At 37.9% G+C, this 16,203-nt stretch carries 13 protein-coding genes and 1 pseudogene; 7 read left to right on the top strand and 7 right to left on the bottom strand.

Translation table 11 applies throughout. From position 1 onward, the window contains the following. Positions 1-12: 12 nt before the first annotated feature. From IC621_RS24615 to IC621_RS24585, 7 genes and pseudogenes are all read right to left on the bottom strand, one after another. A complete protein-coding gene (locus IC621_RS24615; RefSeq protein ID WP_191162473.1) occupies positions 13-867 on the bottom strand; it encodes a 3-hydroxyacyl-CoA dehydrogenase family protein in 855 nt (284 codons plus the stop codon). A gap of 62 nt (positions 868-929) precedes the next feature. Then, positions 930-1,457: pseudogene (locus tag IC621_RS24610) on the bottom strand (acyl-CoA dehydrogenase family protein); the annotation flags it as partial. Positions 1,458-1,472: 15 nt separating this feature from the next. Further along, positions 1,473-3,032: a fatty acid--CoA ligase gene (locus IC621_RS24605; protein ID WP_191162471.1), complete on the bottom strand. Its 1,560-nt coding sequence runs from the start codon at positions 3,030-3,032 to the stop codon at positions 1,473-1,475. Positions 3,033-3,472: 440 nt separating this feature from the next. After that, on the bottom strand, positions 3,473-4,978 hold the full coding sequence (locus IC621_RS24600; protein WP_191162469.1) for a coproporphyrinogen III oxidase: 1,506 nt from the start codon (positions 4,976-4,978) through the stop codon (positions 3,473-3,475). 436 nt (positions 4,979-5,414) lie between these two features. Further along, positions 5,415-6,281 carry a Cof-type HAD-IIB family hydrolase gene (locus IC621_RS24595; RefSeq protein ID WP_191162467.1) on the bottom strand — a complete coding sequence of 289 codons (867 nt, stop codon included), beginning with the start codon at positions 6,279-6,281 and terminating at the stop codon, positions 5,415-5,417. 589 nt (positions 6,282-6,870) lie between these two features. Next, positions 6,871-7,221 carry a YlbF family regulator gene (locus tag IC621_RS24590; protein ID WP_191162465.1) on the bottom strand — a complete coding sequence of 117 codons (351 nt, stop codon included), beginning with the start codon at positions 7,219-7,221 and terminating at the stop codon, positions 6,871-6,873. 107 nt (positions 7,222-7,328) lie between these two features. Further along, positions 7,329-8,462 (bottom strand): DUF445 domain-containing protein, encoded by a 1,134-nt coding sequence (locus tag IC621_RS24585; RefSeq protein ID WP_191162462.1) that lies wholly within the window; start codon positions 8,460-8,462, stop codon positions 7,329-7,331. A gap of 127 nt (positions 8,463-8,589) precedes the next feature. Here IC621_RS24585 and IC621_RS24580 point away from each other — a divergent pair, with 127 nt between their 5' ends. The 7 genes from IC621_RS24580 to IC621_RS24550 form a co-directional block, all read left to right on the top strand. Then, positions 8,590-9,939 carry a YheC/YheD family endospore coat-associated protein gene (locus tag IC621_RS24580; RefSeq protein ID WP_191162460.1) on the top strand — a complete coding sequence of 450 codons (1,350 nt, stop codon included), beginning with the start codon at positions 8,590-8,592 and terminating at the stop codon, positions 9,937-9,939. 416 nt (positions 9,940-10,355) lie between these two features. Then, positions 10,356-11,444 (top strand): YheC/YheD family endospore coat-associated protein, encoded by a 1,089-nt coding sequence (locus IC621_RS24575; protein WP_191162458.1) that lies wholly within the window; start codon positions 10,356-10,358, stop codon positions 11,442-11,444. A gap of 6 nt (positions 11,445-11,450) precedes the next feature. After that, complete coding sequence (locus IC621_RS24570; protein WP_191162456.1) at positions 11,451-12,815, top strand: YheC/YheD family endospore coat-associated protein; 1,365 nt, start codon at positions 11,451-11,453, stop codon at positions 12,813-12,815. Beyond that, positions 12,812-13,858, top strand: coding sequence for a YheC/YheD family endospore coat-associated protein (locus IC621_RS24565; RefSeq protein WP_191162454.1), 1,047 nt, complete (start codon positions 12,812-12,814; stop codon positions 13,856-13,858). Before IC621_RS24570 ends, IC621_RS24565 begins: the two co-directional genes overlap by 4 nt. A gap of 288 nt (positions 13,859-14,146) precedes the next feature. Then, positions 14,147-14,326, top strand: a complete 180-nt coding sequence (locus tag IC621_RS24560) for a hypothetical protein (protein WP_191162499.1) — start codon at positions 14,147-14,149, stop codon at positions 14,324-14,326. 250 nt (positions 14,327-14,576) lie between these two features. Then, positions 14,577-15,470, top strand: a complete 894-nt coding sequence (locus tag IC621_RS24555) for a helix-turn-helix domain-containing protein (protein ID WP_191162452.1) — start codon at positions 14,577-14,579, stop codon at positions 15,468-15,470. A gap of 143 nt (positions 15,471-15,613) precedes the next feature. Further along, the coding region (locus IC621_RS24550) for an ABC transporter ATP-binding protein (RefSeq protein ID WP_191162450.1) at positions 15,614-16,203 on the top strand (590 nt) is incomplete at its 3' end.

Below are 16,203 nucleotides of genomic sequence, written 5' to 3'. Positions count from 1 at the left end.
GTTCACCTTCCTTTAGGAACGATAGTCATAGAATCCCTTGCCTGTCTTTTTGCCGAGATGACCTGCTTCTACAAGCTTCCGAAGAGTTTGTGGAGCTAAAAATCTATCTCCATATGCAGCCGACAATCCCTCACTAACAAACAGCATTGTATCCAGCCCTATCAGATCGGCTAATTGAAGAGGTCCCATCGGATAATTTAATCCAAGTCTGACGGCTTTATCAATATCCTCTCTGCTTGCAATGTTTTCTTCATACATTCTGATAGATTCTAGCATATGGGCAGCAAGAACCCGTGTTGTTACAAACCCTTGAGAATCCTTGACGATTACCACTTCTTTTCCGATTTCTTCTGAAATATGTTTAATAGCCGATATCGTTGCTTCGGATGTGTCGACAGCTCTTATAATTTCAATCAGCTTCATGACAGGTGCAGGGTTAAACCAGTGCATTCCGACAACTTTATCGGGACGCTTCGTTACAGCCCCAATGGCGGTTACACTTAATTCTGACGTGTTGGTTGCCAGGATAATTTCAGGCTTGGCCAGTTCATCCAGTTGGATAAACAGATTCTTTTTCAGCTCCAAATTTTCAGGGACTGCTTCAATAATAAAATCTGTTTCAGAAACTGCTTCTTTTAAGTCTATAGTTGTTTGAATTTGCTTCATTGTGGTTTTTGACTGGGTTTCTGTTAAATGACCGGCTCTTACAAAGCGGGACAGACTCTTTTCAATCGAGACCATCCCTTTTTGCAATGCTTGTTCATTAATATCATAAAGCTTTACTTGTTTGCCGCTGGATGCGAACGACTGTGCAATCCCGCTTCCCATTGTTCCTGCTCCAAGGACAGTGATGGTTTGAAATGCCATTATGAACCTCCTGAATTATAGTCCCATATTCTTCGCAATAATCGTTTTCATTATTTCATTACAGCCTTTAGGTCTGTTTTACAAACGACCACTATCAAATCGGATTGAATCCCATTTGTAATAAAGGTTTTTTGTCCGTTCAATAAATAATAGTCTCCATTTTTAATTGCGGTCGTTTGTATGCCAGCTAAATCTGACCCTGCCCCTGGCTCGGTCATGGCAATAGCAGTGATTATTTCTCCTGTTAAACATTTAGGAAGCCACCTTCTCTTTTGGTATTCAATGCCATAAGAATCAAGGTATGAGACAACAATATCATTATGGAGACTCACTCCAATTAGACTTGTGCAGATTCTTTCCAGTTCTTCACTAATGATGACCGAATAACCAAAACCTGCTCCTTATCCTCCATACTTTTCCTCAATCCATGGACAAAGAAAACCTTGCTCTCCAAGCTTCACCCAAAAATCTTTAGGAATTAAACCATTCTTTTCCCAACCATCATAATGAGGGCGAGCTTCTTTTTCTAAAAACTTCCGGAGAGCATTTCGAAACAAGAGATGCTCTTCCTGTAAATAGGATGGTTTCATAGAATGCCCACCTTCTTATGCGTTTGTATTTTGCTCAAGCTCCTTACGAAGCAGGAACTTCTGTATCTTTCCGCTTGCATTACGAGGAAGTGATTCTACGAAAATATATTTTCTTGGACGTTTATAGGCTGCTAGTTTATTATTGTTTTTGCAAAATTTGTCTAATTCCTGTTCTGATAAATCTTCCCGTTTTCTCACAACAAATGCAATGACCCGCTCACCCCATTTTTCATCAGGCTCCCCTAATACCGCGACATCTAGAACACCATCATGTTCATATAAGACATCTTCTACTTCCCTGGGATAGACGTTTTCACCGCCGCTGATTACCATATCATCCACACGGTCAGCAATATATAAATACCCATCTTCATCGAAATAACCTAAATCACCTGAATGGTACCAGCCTTTATACATAGACTTCTCTGTTTCTTCAGGTCTATTAAAGTATCCTTCCATCATACATGGACCTTGAACAATAATTTCGCCAACCTGATAAGGTTTTAATACGTCATTTGGTTCAGATGGACCCGTTTCGTTTGGTTTTACTACACGGATAAGATGGCCAAGACCAGGTTTTCCCGCCGACCCAGCTTTGATTAATTGCTCATCCTCCTCTAAAAAGGTAATAGCCGGTCCCATTTCTGTCATTCCATACGCTTGGATTAGAGGAATTCCGAGTCTTTCCTTACATTCTTTGACTAATACAGGAGCCATTGGAGCCGCACCATATAAGCCTACACGCAAGCTTGAAATGTTGTAGTGGTCAAGTTTTTCTTGCAAAATCATATTCCACATTGTTGGTGCACCGAACATCACTGTTATATTTTCATCCTCAATTATTTGAAGGACTTGTTTTGGTTCAAAATGATGAATAATTACATTATTTGCGCCAACATGAACCCGCGGAAGAAAACAGCAATGCAGTTCAGCACAATGAAACATCGGGGCAGCCACTAAGCCTCTATCATTCTTTGTCAGCCGTTTAGCGGAGATACACATATAGCTTTGCTCAATCATATCCCGATGGCGATGGATGACTCCTTTTGGTCTTCCTGTTGTTCCGCTCGTATACATAATGGCGTATGGATCAGAATCAGTAACATCTATTTCGATCGGAACAGATGTGGAGTCCTGAATTTGATCATAATAGTTCAATGCATAATCTGGTGTTTCCATATCAACATACCAAAATGATATTTCCGAAAACCCTTGATGGATCTCTGTAATGGTTGATTCTAACGTTTTTTCAAATAAGACAATTTTAGGGGCGGCATCTTTTAAAATATATGCCACTTCCTCTTCCTTTAATCGGAAATTAATCGGATTGATTACCGCACCAATTTTTGCACTGGCAAAGTAAGCTGTCGCAAGCTCAATTGTATTAAAAAGGTACGTAGAAATACGGTCCCCTTTTCTAACGCCTGCTTCTACAAAAGCATTTGCTAGTTTATTTACTTCCTGCTGCCATTCAAAGTAACTGAAACGGACCTGTTTTGTTGCATCATACACAGCTTCCTTATGCGGAAATTTTTCTACCGTTAAATCAAATACTTTTCCAATTGTTGAATACATGGCAACCCCTCCAAAGTAAACGCTTTCATGATATACCTCATCTAAAAAAGCAAAATCAAATAACACTGCAACAAAGGTGATTGCTGTTTTTCATCATTATGAAGTTTTCTATAATAACAATTCCTCACTTAAGTAAAAAAACCTTTTTTCTTTATAAAAAATGGGGTCAACACCGGAGGGATAACAAACAGGAATTGTATGTAGCGATCCGACATTTCCTGCATATATATGCAGGTTTATTTGCATGTTAATCTTTAAAATGACCTAATACAAAAAGACGCCTTCTTAATTAAGATGGCGCCTATGATTCAGAAGTTAAGGTCAAAAGAAAAATCCTGCATAAATTAATACAGGATTTTGATTAAATTTTTATTTAAACGATCAGAGTTGATTATAAACAACTTTTTTAAATCTAATTCAGCTAATGATAGGGGCAAGTATTATTTACAATGACTAAAGAAAAGCTCCTCTAAAATATTAATTTTTTCAGTAGTATACTGCTCGAAGCTGTCATTATATGTTTTGGGATCCTTTGGATTTGCGAAATGTGTTATCTTTCCTGTTTCTGGATTGATAAATTTACTTGCTGCACCACAGCCAAGTCCAATGATTGTTTGCTGTTCCTCCATAATCATGATGTTATAAATACTTTCCTGGCCCTTTTTGGAGTAGCCGACATTTTCTAAATTTCCGAGGATGTTCTTTTGTCGATAAAGGTAATAGGGTTCATAGTTATGTTTTGATGTCCATTTTACCGCCTCATCCATCATAGAACTAATTTCCTCGCGGGATGCTACTTTATATTTTAGTTTATTTCTTGTCATTTCCGAAGCACGTTTAAAGGAAAGTGTATGAACGGTCAAGGATTCTGGCATCAGATTTTCCGTTTCAGAAAGCGTGTATTGAAATTCTTCTACTCCTTCACCTGGAAGGCCGATGATTAAGTCCATATTTATGTTGTTCATGCCTTTTTCACGGGCGAGATGATATTTTTCGATTGTTTCTTCCACTGTATGATGCCGTCCAATAGCTTTTAACGTTTCTTGAATATAAGACTGGGGATTAATACTAATCCGGTCAATATTCCATTTTTTTAAAACATCAAGCTTTTCAGGAGAAATCGTATCAGGCCGGCCGGCCTCCACCGTTATTTCACGGATATTTTTCACATCTGGAAAGGAAGCATACATTTCATCATAAAGCATGTCCATCTCTTCTGCTGTAATGCTAGTTGGAGTACCGCCTCCATAATAGACCGTTGTAATTTTAATATCTTTGTCCTTTAGCCAGCGGCCAATCTCCCGCATTTCATAATGTAGTCCGCCAAGAAAAGAATCCACTTTTCCTTGTTTGCCATTAATGGCGTAAGCGGGAAAGGTACAGTAGGCACACTTTGTTGGACAAAATGGGATTCCGATATAAATACTGACCTCTTTTTGAAGATCATATAAATCCGGAACTATATTAAGCTGCTGTTCAACAATTTTTTGCATAAGCTCAATTTTTTCATCTGTAATTAAATAATCTTTTCGTAATTGAGCATGAGCCTGCTCCTTTGATATTCCTTGCTGAAGCTTTTTATGAAGCAGCTTTGTCGGTCGAACCCCGGTAAGGATTCCCCATTTTTGGGTGATACCCGTGTACTGCTGGAGGAGCGTTAAATACACATAGGAAAATACATTTTTCACCTGTCTGAATTGCTCTTTTTCAGTTGTGATCCCAGAAAATTGACGTTCATGCTCTTTCTCTATCTTCACTTCATTATCTTGAAGTTTACCAATCACCTTTACATCTACCTCGTTATAGTCAATGATGAAATCGATTAAAAGATCTCGATCTGCGGCAGAATCAAAGAAAATTTCCGTCTCTTCAAAAAACAAATTCGCAATAAGCTGGAGCGGCCGATGAAACCTTTCATCTGCAACCCCTTTTATATAAATTCGCACTTAAATCACCTTTAATTTTATATTCAAAACTTCTTTAAGTTTATTAAAGAAGGAGGATAAGGTCAATATCAGTGGCACATGAAATGGAACGTTTGCATAATGAGTTTCAGTTCTCTATGCACATGTTCTGCCTTTTTATGCTCGACTTTTCACTTATATGCACGAGGTCGGCTCTTTGCACGACTTTCGTGATTCTATGCTCGACTTCTCCATTTCCATGCAAGAGATCAGACTTTCTTTGAACAACTTTCTCGTTTCTATGAAGGAGTTCAAACTCTTTTTACTTAAGTTCAGCCATGCTCATCTAGGGAACACTCAGTTTCTATATCCTATCTATCGATTAAAAAGAAAAACCCAGTTCAGACCATTCTCCAAACCGGGTTTCCCAAAAAGTCAATTTTATTTCAAACAAAATTTCTTAGAAAAATTCATTTTATCATTTGTTTCCTTTATATACTGCTAAGAATCCAGGTCTTTGCTGCATTCTGAAGTGTTCTTTTATCATATAGGCTACCCCGTTTTCGTCGTTTGTCCGTGTTACCCAATCCGCAGCTCGTTTTAATTCAAATGGGGCATTGCCCATGGCTACACCAAGACCTGCTTGCTCTATAGCTTCTTTGTCATCATAAGAATCGCCAATAACGACCATTTCATTTGTTTTAATACCTAAATGTTTTCCTAGGTACCGCAGACTGTTTGCTTTTGAAACACCTTCAAGAACAATAATCAACCGCTGCTCTTGTGGGTCAAGTATATCTATTCCCTCAAAAGCATTAACAATTGTTTGCTTTACCTTCTTCTTTTCTTCGTGATTTGAAAAAAAGACTTCTATTTTTGTTGCCTCTACTGGTTCATCTCGGAGAAAATCAGAAAGAGATTCAACAAATTGTACAGGATAAAAAAGGGGATCAGAAGGGTGAACAAGCGTTTTCCCGACAAGATTCGTATTAACCTTTTTGCGATTCCCAATCGAATAGCGTTCATGAACAATTCGAACATTACAATCAAATTGTTCTAAAATATGCACAATGTTAAATGTGCGTTCTTCGCGAATTCTTTTATTATAAAATGGAAGTTCCACATTATCTGCCACAAATGCACCGCTGTGAGTGATGAGGAGTGTATTCAGTTTAAGGGCTTTTGCAATTTTTTTTGCTGATTGATAATGACGGTTCGTAAATAAAGTTACATATACATCTTTTTTTTTCACAAATTCAATTGCCTCTTTTGTCGCAGGCTGCATACGTCCATTTGAACGTAACAAAGTACCATCGATGTTGATTGCTAATAGACGATAGATCACGCTTAGGGGCCTCCTTCTACAGATGTCAATTCTTGATCGTTCTATCGGATTGTAACCCCGCTTTATATTGATTCATTGTCACAAACTGTGCTTTTAATACACCCGATAGAAGTTCACTTTGTAGGAGGATATGCCCTTCTTGTCTAGTTTAGAACTCCATTTACCCAAAGAATTCATTTGGTCAGTTTCAGCTTTCATCCCGTCTTTTACCGACAACTGTTCCCTCTTGCAAGCCATGAGGTTCATACCTCTGATTGTTGTGTTGGACACACTGTCATTTTGTCAATCACATTAACGAAAAACACACAAGGCGCTTATTAGACCTTCGGCGACAAGCATTCGGACATCAGACGAGTTGGCAGAAAGTTTTTTCTTTAACCTTTTTGACGGATTGGCTTATGACCTAAGGGCAGATGGCGCATGGCCGGCAAAAATGTCACGGCCTTATGCATGCCGGTACTAGGAGGTCTTGTCCGCCTGCTCTGGACAATGATAACTAACTTTAATGCGCTAATACTTTAATCTACTTAAATTTTCTGAAGCCATTAAAAAAGCTGATCCAGAAAACTCTTCTGAACCAGCTTTTTTGCTATTCTACATTTCCGTATAATTCTTCCAATGGCTTCATAATGATTTTATTGAGCTCGCCGACAATCATGCTCATCCGTTGTTCAGCTTCCATGAGCTTACCAATTTTATCATGCTGCTGAACAAGAGCGACTGACTTTTGCGCCTGTTCAACTTCCTCTTGCGTAATTTCCTCGCCAGCCATTTGTTTTTGTTGTAAATTTAATTGAATGTCCCGGAAATTATCGAACATTCTTTTTGCTGATTCGTCTGCATTTACTTCATCATACAATCTTTTCAACTCTTGATATTCATTACTTTCGCGAAGAGATTTTTCTAAATTGTATGCAACATCATATAAATTCACTGACATATGATGGCCTCCTTTCAAAAAATGGAATGTACTTATCGATCCTTAACCACTATAACAAACTATTCATAAAATTTCATTTTATACGCTAAACGTTTTATTTGAGCTTGTTATAAGAGCAAAACGATTATTCCTTGCACCGCACCGATTAAGCCGCCAAGCAAGGCACCTAAATACGTAATCATTTTAAACTCACGTTTGGAAATTCCAAGAACAATCTCTTCTAATCGTGCGACAGGGAATGACTCTACCTGCTCCTTGACGACCTCATCCAAATTCATTTTTGAAAATAAAAATTCAAGTTTTCCTTCTAAATAAAGCAGAATCTTATCGACCGCTTTAGGAACGATTACTTCTCTTAATTGCTGCTCATACTTTTTTAAATACTTGGAAATGGGTTTACTTAAGGCTCCCTTTATATCAAGCTGTTTTATTACGGCTTGTCTAACTGTTGGCAGCCATTCCTGAAGGCGTATTATTTCTTCAAGGTCAGCGACTTTTTTATCCTGAAGCTTGATCCATTCTTTTTCAATCAGTTCTCGTAGCAGTCGTTCAGTCTCTTGATTGTTTAAAAACTTAATAACCTCAGGCTGTACCTTCTCAAAGAGACTGCTGTTCCCTAGAAACATTTGCACCATATTTCCAAGCATTCCTCTTGTCTCTAAAAAATCATCAATCATTTTTCTGAGCTTTCGCCTTCCTTCAAGACTTTCGAAATACTCTATCGCCCGCTCGACTATGAATCTGGAGATTATCGGGATCTTTGCATCTAATTCATTTCTGAACTTCTCCGGCAGCAGATCATGAAACTGCTTAGTGCGATTCTCTTCTAGAAAAGTTTGGACCTTTGTATCGAAGATGTTTCCAAATTGTTTTTCAAGTCGTTCATCCAAATTGGCAATTTCGTTTTTCTCGGCAATTTCTAAAATCGTCTTATCAGAAGATACCCATTTTTCAAGCTCAAGGAGACTCCATTCCAATATTTGAGATTTAAAAAACTGGTTGCGCAGTTTATTTCGAATGCCCTCTGGTGTGAGCAGATGATTAACAACGGTTTTACCTAACTGCTCGGCAAGCTCTTCTCTACGCCTAGGAATAAGACCAGGAGTAAACGGCACTCTTTTTCCCCCTATATAAATTGGCTTATAGGGACGAAAAAGCATTTTAATTGCCAGGTGATTCGTGATTCCTCCTATTGCGGCTCCAATTACAACCATAAAAACTATCGTTACAAACCAATTCATTTCCATCTACCTTTCTAAAGGGTCCTCACCTTATTTAAAACGTCTTCATACGATGCAATAACAACATCTGCCTAGAAGTCATTATAGTGCTTCGGAGCAAGACGAGCAAATAGAGACGAGGATTTTTATGCTTATTCAGAAAATTGATCTTATTAAATATACTCATACGATTGAGCATACCATTGAAATGAGTGAATCACTAAAAGAAAAGCTTTCTTGGTCGAGATTTCACAGAAAAACGAAACTTTCAATAGGAAGGTATAGTACAGATGTCAATATCGTATTTATTAAAGAAGACTCATTCTTTATTCGTATACATCCTAACGTTTTGAAAGAGCTTCGACTAGATATAAATGAAATAAAGATTCTAGTCAAATTTGATCCCTCCCAAAATATGTTGATTCTCGGACCGGTTATAGCCATATTGACAGAAGTAAATCAGACAAAACCAAATATATTTGGGAGCATCCAGCAATTTAGTGAAGAAATAGCCAGATTATGTGAGTCAAAAGGATTTTTTTTCTATGTTTTTTCGCTTGTTGACTACAAAACAAAAGAAATCGAAGGATTTGTTTATGAAGAACAAAATTGGTCCAAAAAAACGGTTCCCTTCCCAGATGTCGTTCACAACCGTCTGCACAATCGAAAAAATGAAAGCACCTCTCTCTTTCTCGATATCACAACAGATCTCATAGAAGAGAAAATTCCATATTTTAACCATCGATTTCTTAACAAATGGGAAGTTCACCAAATGCTTGCCCGCCATGACCACCTTTTCCCATATCTGCCTTATACAGAGCTATTAACAAACAAAAATGAGCTGGAAAAGTTTATAGGTAAGCATCATCATTTATTTATTAAACCAGTTAATGGCAGTCAAGGAAAACGAATATTCAAAGTGTGCAGACAAAATGATGGCTTCATGCTTGATTACACAACATTTTCCGGGCAGTTAGTAAATCATTATGATTCGTTTGCAAACTTGTTTAAAAGTCTTTATCCAAAGCTTAAAAAAGAACCCTTTATCATGCAAGAAGCCATCCCCCTTTTTACAATTGACAATCGGCCAGTAGACTTTCGGATTCTATGTCATAAATCGGATCAGCAAAAATGGAGGCTGTCATCATCAGTTGCTCGTCTTTCAGGTGAACAGCAATTTGTTGCAAACTTAGCCAGAGGCGGAAAGCTTTTATCAACAAAGGAAGCTTTAGAATCATTCCTCGGAAGGAAAGAAGCCTTGCATACAAAAAAAATGATTCATGAATTATCACTAGAAACAGCAAATTTATTATCCAGCCATACAGAAGGACTTTTCGGTGAATTTGGAATTGATATGGCACTTGATCACAACGGACACCCTTGGATATTGGAGGTTAATACGAAGCCATCTAAAGAAACAGTAGAGGATAGCAGCGGAAAAATCCGCCCATCAGCCAAATCTGTTCTTGACTACTGTTATCATTTATCCGGTTATTAAACGTAAGATAATATTAGGGAGGCTGCCGGTCCTTCTGCTTTCGAAAACTTTCTTTGTTCAATTTATATTTGCGCCACTCCCCTCCTAATGAAAGGTAATTTGAGTTAATTTCCTTGTTTATAGCTGTTTCTTGGATTTTGGTTTTCTGTTCTCGACTTTTTTGGCCCTGTTTCTTTAATGAATGAGCCAAAGGCTGAATGATTTGAATGAAATTTCGCTGTGTAAGCTCCTTTATGATCGAAACTTTCTTTTTTCGAACCAAGTAAAATATTTTTGAGCCAATCGCCTTAAAGATCTTAAGAAACGGTTCAGGCGCATAGATATAACAAAGATACCCTTATTAACTCATTAATAATTTAATACTCTTATACTTTCTGTTTGCATAAGCGCAATCGATCATAAGGAGGATTGATACAATGATAACTTTAGGTTTTTTAACTGTGCAGGCTGAGCATGAAATCATTTATGCTACAAAGCTGGCTAAGCGAGCGGCAGATTTCGGCATTAAAATTATTCGTTTTTGTCCTACAGACATTGAACCAGCATCCCTATCTATTGAAGGAAGGCTATATGACAGTTCCAAGGATCAATGGGTCATTAAAAAAACAGAGCTGCCAAGCTTTATTTATGACCGCTGTTTTTATCAAAATAACTCACTTTCTCCCAAAAGCAGGCCGATCGTTCAATGGCTAAAAAGCAATCCCAATATAACGTTTCTCGGCATGGGGCTGCCAAATAAAGGGGAGGTTTATGAAGCAATAAAAAAACATTCAACCCTTTCAGCTTACCTTCCTCCAACAGAGAAAATAGCAAACAGCATTCAAATCATTGACTATTTAAGAAAACAGGAGAAATGTGTATTAAAGCCCCTTAACGGATCTGGAGGAAGAGGAATTATACTATTGGAGCTTTACAGCAAGAAAGTGGACCTCACTTATCATCACGGTAAAAACAAACAAACAAAATCTTTTTACTCCTTAAAGGAACTAGAGTCATTTTGTCATTCCCTCATGCAAAAGCAATCTTATTTAGTTCAGCCGTTACTTCAGCTGAAGGATTCTAGTGGTTACCCATTTGATATTAGATATCTGCTGCAAAAAAATGAGCATGGTAAATGGACTTTTAAAGGCGATGGTGTGCGAAGAGGATATAAAGGCAGCTTTTTATCAAACCTTGCAAGCGGTGGTGAATACATTTCCTATCAAGATTGGGCTGCCACGTTAACCCCTTTTCAAAAAGTCGTATTCGAGGATGAAATTAAAACCATTCTAGAGGAGCTTCCCCCTTATCTGGATAAAACGTTCCCTTCCCTATTCGAGCTTGGTATTGATATTGGAGTATCCGATGATTCCTGTATATGGCTGCTGGATATTAATTCAAAACCAGGGAGACAAATTATTTTAAAAAATGAAGCGCATAAGCAAAAGGATGAAATTTATGAGGCGCCATTAAAATATTGCCGGTACTTAGCCGATAAACAGGAAACAAAGGATATAAGGAGTTGATCGTTCATGTCAGTCATTTATTCCATCGAGCTTTCTGCAAAAGCCTGGAACACAGTCATTTTGCCATCCCGTTTTCAGCATCAAAATTTGTCTCATCTTGCTTTCGGAACGTTAAATGTACCTTGTCAATTTACATTCGAGCCTTCATTAAAACAGACAATTATCTTAAGTGAAGACCTCATTAAAGAGCTAAAGATTCCGTATCTAGGCAAGACTCATCTTATTTTTAGTGAAGATACCCTTTATCTCGGCCCTTTGGTTGGAATCTTTACAGCTGGATTTACTCAGTCTCTTCTTCGTCCTGTTGGAGAACGCTCTCTTTTGTTCGCAAAATTGATGGCAATGGATTCAAGCACAGGCGGATTTGTGTTTTTATTTGGGGCTCATCATATTGATTGGGACCTTGGAAAAATAAGTGGTTACATATACCGAGAAGGCGGTTGGAAAAAGGTTGTAGTGCCTTTTCCTAATGTTGTATATGACCGCTTACCAAACCGTAAAACAGAAAACCATACAGCAATAAAACGAGTCAAAGAAAGATTACAAAAAGACTATTCTATTCCATGGTTTAATCCAGGATTCTTTAACAAATGGGATATTCATCAACTGTTGTCAAAGGATGAATCAGTAAACAGGTATCTTCCCGAAACCCATTTGTCACCCACTTATGATCAAATTGAACAAATGCTCGCAACTTACAAATCGGTCTATTTAAAGCCGGCAAACGGCAGCCTTGGTCTTGGTGTTTTCAAACTAATCTACTCGCGCGAGGAAGAAGTGTATTATAGCCGGCACAGAGATGATAACCATCAGAATCGCTTACGGAAGTATTCTTCACTTGAACATTTTTTTAAGCACTCCTTTAAAAATCGGAAGCTTGAGGATTATCTCATTCAGCAAGGAATCCGCCTCCTTAGGATAAACAACAACCAGCCAGTTGATTTCAGATTGCATGCCAATAAAAATCAGGATGGCCAATGGAAAATTGCTGCTCTTGCCGGAAAAGTAGCAGGAAAAGGAAGTGTAACTACACATCTAAAAAGTGGAGGCACCGTAAAAACTCTTGATGAAATTTTTGAGGATCAGCGTGATAGACTGTCCGCAATGGATCGATTAACAAAAGCTGCGATCCTATTAAGTGAAGCGATTGACAGCCATGTAGATGGATATATTGGTGAGATAGGGTTTGATCTAGGAATTGACTTAAACGGACAGGTTTGGATATTCGAAGCCAACTCAAAGCCAGGAAGATCTATATTTTCACACCCTCAATTGAAAAATGAAGATCATTTGACAAAGAAGCTGTCACTTGAATATGCTCTATACCTCACCGAGAAAACGATAAAATCACCAGAGGAAATGTGGCAATGACCGCGGAGCAGCCTTTTCCGATTATTGGCATTCTCGCAGGAGTAAGTAAAAAAAACAAGTTGTTTCACGGGGAAGCTGTTTCTTTTAAGAATTTACAAAAGCAAATCCAGTTGAAAGGCGGCTTGTGCTTCGTTTTTACGATGGAAAATATGATGAATGGCTTTATTTATTCATTTGCAAAGGGACAGTGGGCGAAGGTGACTGTTCCCATCCCCCATGTTGTCTATAACCGTGTACCAACTAGAGACGAAGAAGAGTCTGAGCAGTTTAAAGAAAAGCTACAGATACTAAAAAAGCACTCCACAATCGTTAATCCCTCTTTTTTCAACAAATGGACGACCCATCAAATCCTATCTTTAAATCCTAAGATCCATCCTTACCTTCCAAACGCAGCCCCTTTAACGGATAGTGAGTGTTTTTTTTCGATGCTTGATCAATTTGGTTCCCTTTATTTAAAGCCTGTCAATGAATCAAAAGGAAAAGGAATTTTAAAGGTCACTCAGAAAAATAATGATTATTTTATAGAAAACAAGAGACAGCGATCTTCTTCGTTAACAAAAGAAGCATTATGGAAGAAAATCGAGTCTGTTACATACAATTCCAGTTATATGATGCAAGAGACGATTTCATCTGATTTAATTGACTCAAAAAAATATGATGTCAGAATTCTTGCTGTTAATAATGGAAACAAATTTTCTATAGCTGGCATGGGACTGCGGGTAAGTAATGGACATTCTATTGTCACACATGTACCAAACGGCGGCACAATCGCTTCTATAAAGAAAATCGAAAAGAAAATAAGACAGATAGAGCTTCAAAACCTTATGAATGAAGTTGGGAACACACTTATTGAAAATCTTGGTACGCTTGCAGAATTTTCAATTGACCTTGGAATTGATTGCGATTGCAGCTATTTTATTTATGAGGTCAACTCCAAACCGATGGTTTTCGACGAAGGTGACATTCAAGCTAAAAGGTATAAAGATTTATATAACTTCTTTTATAAAGAAGCACAAAAACAAACCAACCTTTTCAACAAATAAAAAATGGTGGAAAAGTCGATTACTTTTTTTCACTGGAAACCTTATTGAAACTAGTCATTTTACCGGGCTGACGGATCTCCTTTTATTTTAATGGATTACACTAACCTACGGCAGTTTCTATCATAAGAATGGACAAATTGAATGGGGCTGGGGTCACTCCTCCTTCTAAAGAAGAAGAGGATTCGCTTGTTGCCGGGATCCAAGAATTAATGTTGTATCAATTTTACGATTAATGTATGAAAGGAACGCCTTTCTTCACACACTACATGTTAAGGAGGCGTTTTAATGATGAACAATGAACGTAAAGATTTAAAGAATGAAGGGAAAGATCAAGTTTATTTGGATATTGACCGAATGATTAATGAAGGGATGTCCGGCGGATCTGTTCATATGCGGGAGGAATTTACCAACATTGAAGAAGCCCGTGAGCTTCAGACTGAAGATCCTCCAAATCAAGCAAAACAATAGAAAAGCTCAGGGGCGCTAGTCCTTCAGCGACAAGCATTCGGGCGAACTTCACAGAAAGGCGTTTTTTCCTTTTTATGAAGATTGGCTTGTGATCTCAGGCAGGCTGGGCGCTGTTGCTAGACAACAACAATTCTCTTTCATACATTAATTCTTTAATTAACTTAAATTTTCTTAACCCATGAGAAAGACTAGGTGGATTCCTAGTCTTTTTATTTTATAATAAAGAAAAGACTAGTAAGGAGTATACAGGATGCTGGAAATTCTCAAAAAACATTATCAAAAAGATTTCATTATAGATAATAATCCCACAGATGACGATTATCAATGGTTTCAAACAGATCAGTCTGAAATATTCGGGATACATAAAAAACGGCTGACTAAGGAAGAAACAGGTCTTCTAACATCATTGTTTACACCTTTTTTCATCCAGTGCTCGAACGTTTTGAGTCCACAGCAGAATAGCTGGTTCCAATATCTGTTTCACAACGGATCTCTTCCTGCTGAGTCTAAAGAAAATGATGCGGTAAGATTTTATTACTTCTTTTCTAAGCAGCCGATTGAAGACATCCACAGCTTTGAGGAAGCCATCATTGGATTGGTTTCAGACCCAATCATTTTATGGATTAATGACAATAAAGCTGTTCTTATTGAACAAAATGCGCCAGCGATGATAGATATGGAAAATTTCATTCAGCTTAATGACACGTTTACAAGTGATTTTTTAGTTGACTCCTATTTTTATATCGGCCAGCTCCACGAAAAAAATGATAGTCTTTCGGTTAAATTTCAATATGAAGATGAAGTCTTTTCCACTGCCAAAATGAGCTTTAAACAACAAAAAGTCTTGAGTTATTTCCAATCAATTGCATTTCTTTTTCCAATATATCCTGAACGGTTTCCAATCGATAGCTTATCCGATATATTTTTAGAAAGCATCCAAGATCACGAACTGACCCATTCTATCCTTATTTATCTTGACTGTAATTTAAATGTGTCACTTGCTGCAAAACGATTATACATGCATAGAAACAGCTTGCAATATCGGATAGATAAATTTATTGAACGAAGTGGAGTAGATATTAAACACTTTAAAGAGGCTGCTGCTGTATTTGTCATGATAACAAAGGTACAGCACGAGCTTTAGTGGAATCCTATGAACACTTCTGTAAAAGTGCACGAAAAGCTTTAGCCCATTTTTGTGCAACTTGTACATTTACACCCTCTGATGAAATCGTTTACAATCAAATCATCTTAAAGCGGTTTCATAATTGCTAAGGGGGAGAAGTAATGGCGGAATTAAAATTGGATCATATTTATAAGGTGTATGATAATAAAGTAACAGCAGTCGAGGATTTTAACCTTCATATTGATGACAAAGAATTTATCGTATTTGTTGGACCTTCAGGGTGCGGGAAGTCTACTACTCTTCGCATGATCGCAGGTCTCGAGGAAATTTCTCAAGGGGACTTCGTAATTGATGGTAAACGGATGAATGATGTAGCACCGAAAGACCGTGATATCGCGATGGTATTCCAGAACTATGCACTTTATCCGCATATGAATGTATATGATAACATGGCATTCGGTTTAAAGCTTCGGAAATTTCCTAAGGACGAAATTGAGCGCCGCGTAAAAGACGCAGCACGTATTCTTGGTCTTGAACAATACTTAGACCGCAAACCAAAAGCCTTGTCAGGCGGACAACGCCAGCGTGTAGCGTTAGGCCGGGCCATTGTTCGGGATGCAAAAGTTTTCTTAATGGATGAGCCGTTATCAAATTTGGATGCAAAGCTGCGCGTTCAAATGCGCGCTGAAATCTCCAAGCTGCATCAGCGCCTGCAAACGACAACGATCTATGTAACACATGATCAAACAGA

It is taken from the genome of Metabacillus arenae (assembly GCF_014773385.1).
GTDB lineage: Bacteria > Bacillota > Bacilli > Bacillales > Bacillaceae > Metabacillus_D > Metabacillus_D arenae.
This window is presented reverse-complemented; position numbering and strand designations above follow the sequence as displayed.

Excerpts from the sequence above, each read along its gene's own strand:
- IC621_RS24615 (WP_191162473.1), bottom strand. The coding sequence starts at position 867 with ATGGCATTTCAAACCATCACTGTCCTTGGAGCAGGAACAATGGGAAGC.
- IC621_RS24605 (WP_191162471.1), bottom strand. The coding sequence starts at position 3,032 with ATGTATTCAACAATTGGAAAAGTATTTGATTTAACGGTAGAAAAATTT.
- IC621_RS24590 (WP_191162465.1), bottom strand. The coding sequence starts at position 7,221 with ATGTCAGTGAATTTATATGATGTTGCATACAATTTAGAAAAATCTCTT.
- IC621_RS24585 (WP_191162462.1), bottom strand. The coding sequence starts at position 8,462 with ATGAATTGGTTTGTAACGATAGTTTTTATGGTTGTAATTGGAGCCGCA.
- IC621_RS24580 (WP_191162460.1), top strand. The coding sequence starts at position 8,590 with ATGCTTATTCAGAAAATTGATCTTATTAAATATACTCATACGATTGAG.
- IC621_RS24575 (WP_191162458.1), top strand. The coding sequence starts at position 10,356 with ATGATAACTTTAGGTTTTTTAACTGTGCAGGCTGAGCATGAAATCATT.
- IC621_RS24570 (WP_191162456.1), top strand. The coding sequence starts at position 11,451 with ATGTCAGTCATTTATTCCATCGAGCTTTCTGCAAAAGCCTGGAACACA.
- IC621_RS24565 (WP_191162454.1), top strand. The coding sequence starts at position 12,812 with ATGACCGCGGAGCAGCCTTTTCCGATTATTGGCATTCTCGCAGGAGTA.
- IC621_RS24560 (WP_191162499.1), top strand. The coding sequence starts at position 14,147 with ATGAACAATGAACGTAAAGATTTAAAGAATGAAGGGAAAGATCAAGTT.
- IC621_RS24555 (WP_191162452.1), top strand. The coding sequence starts at position 14,577 with ATGCTGGAAATTCTCAAAAAACATTATCAAAAAGATTTCATTATAGAT.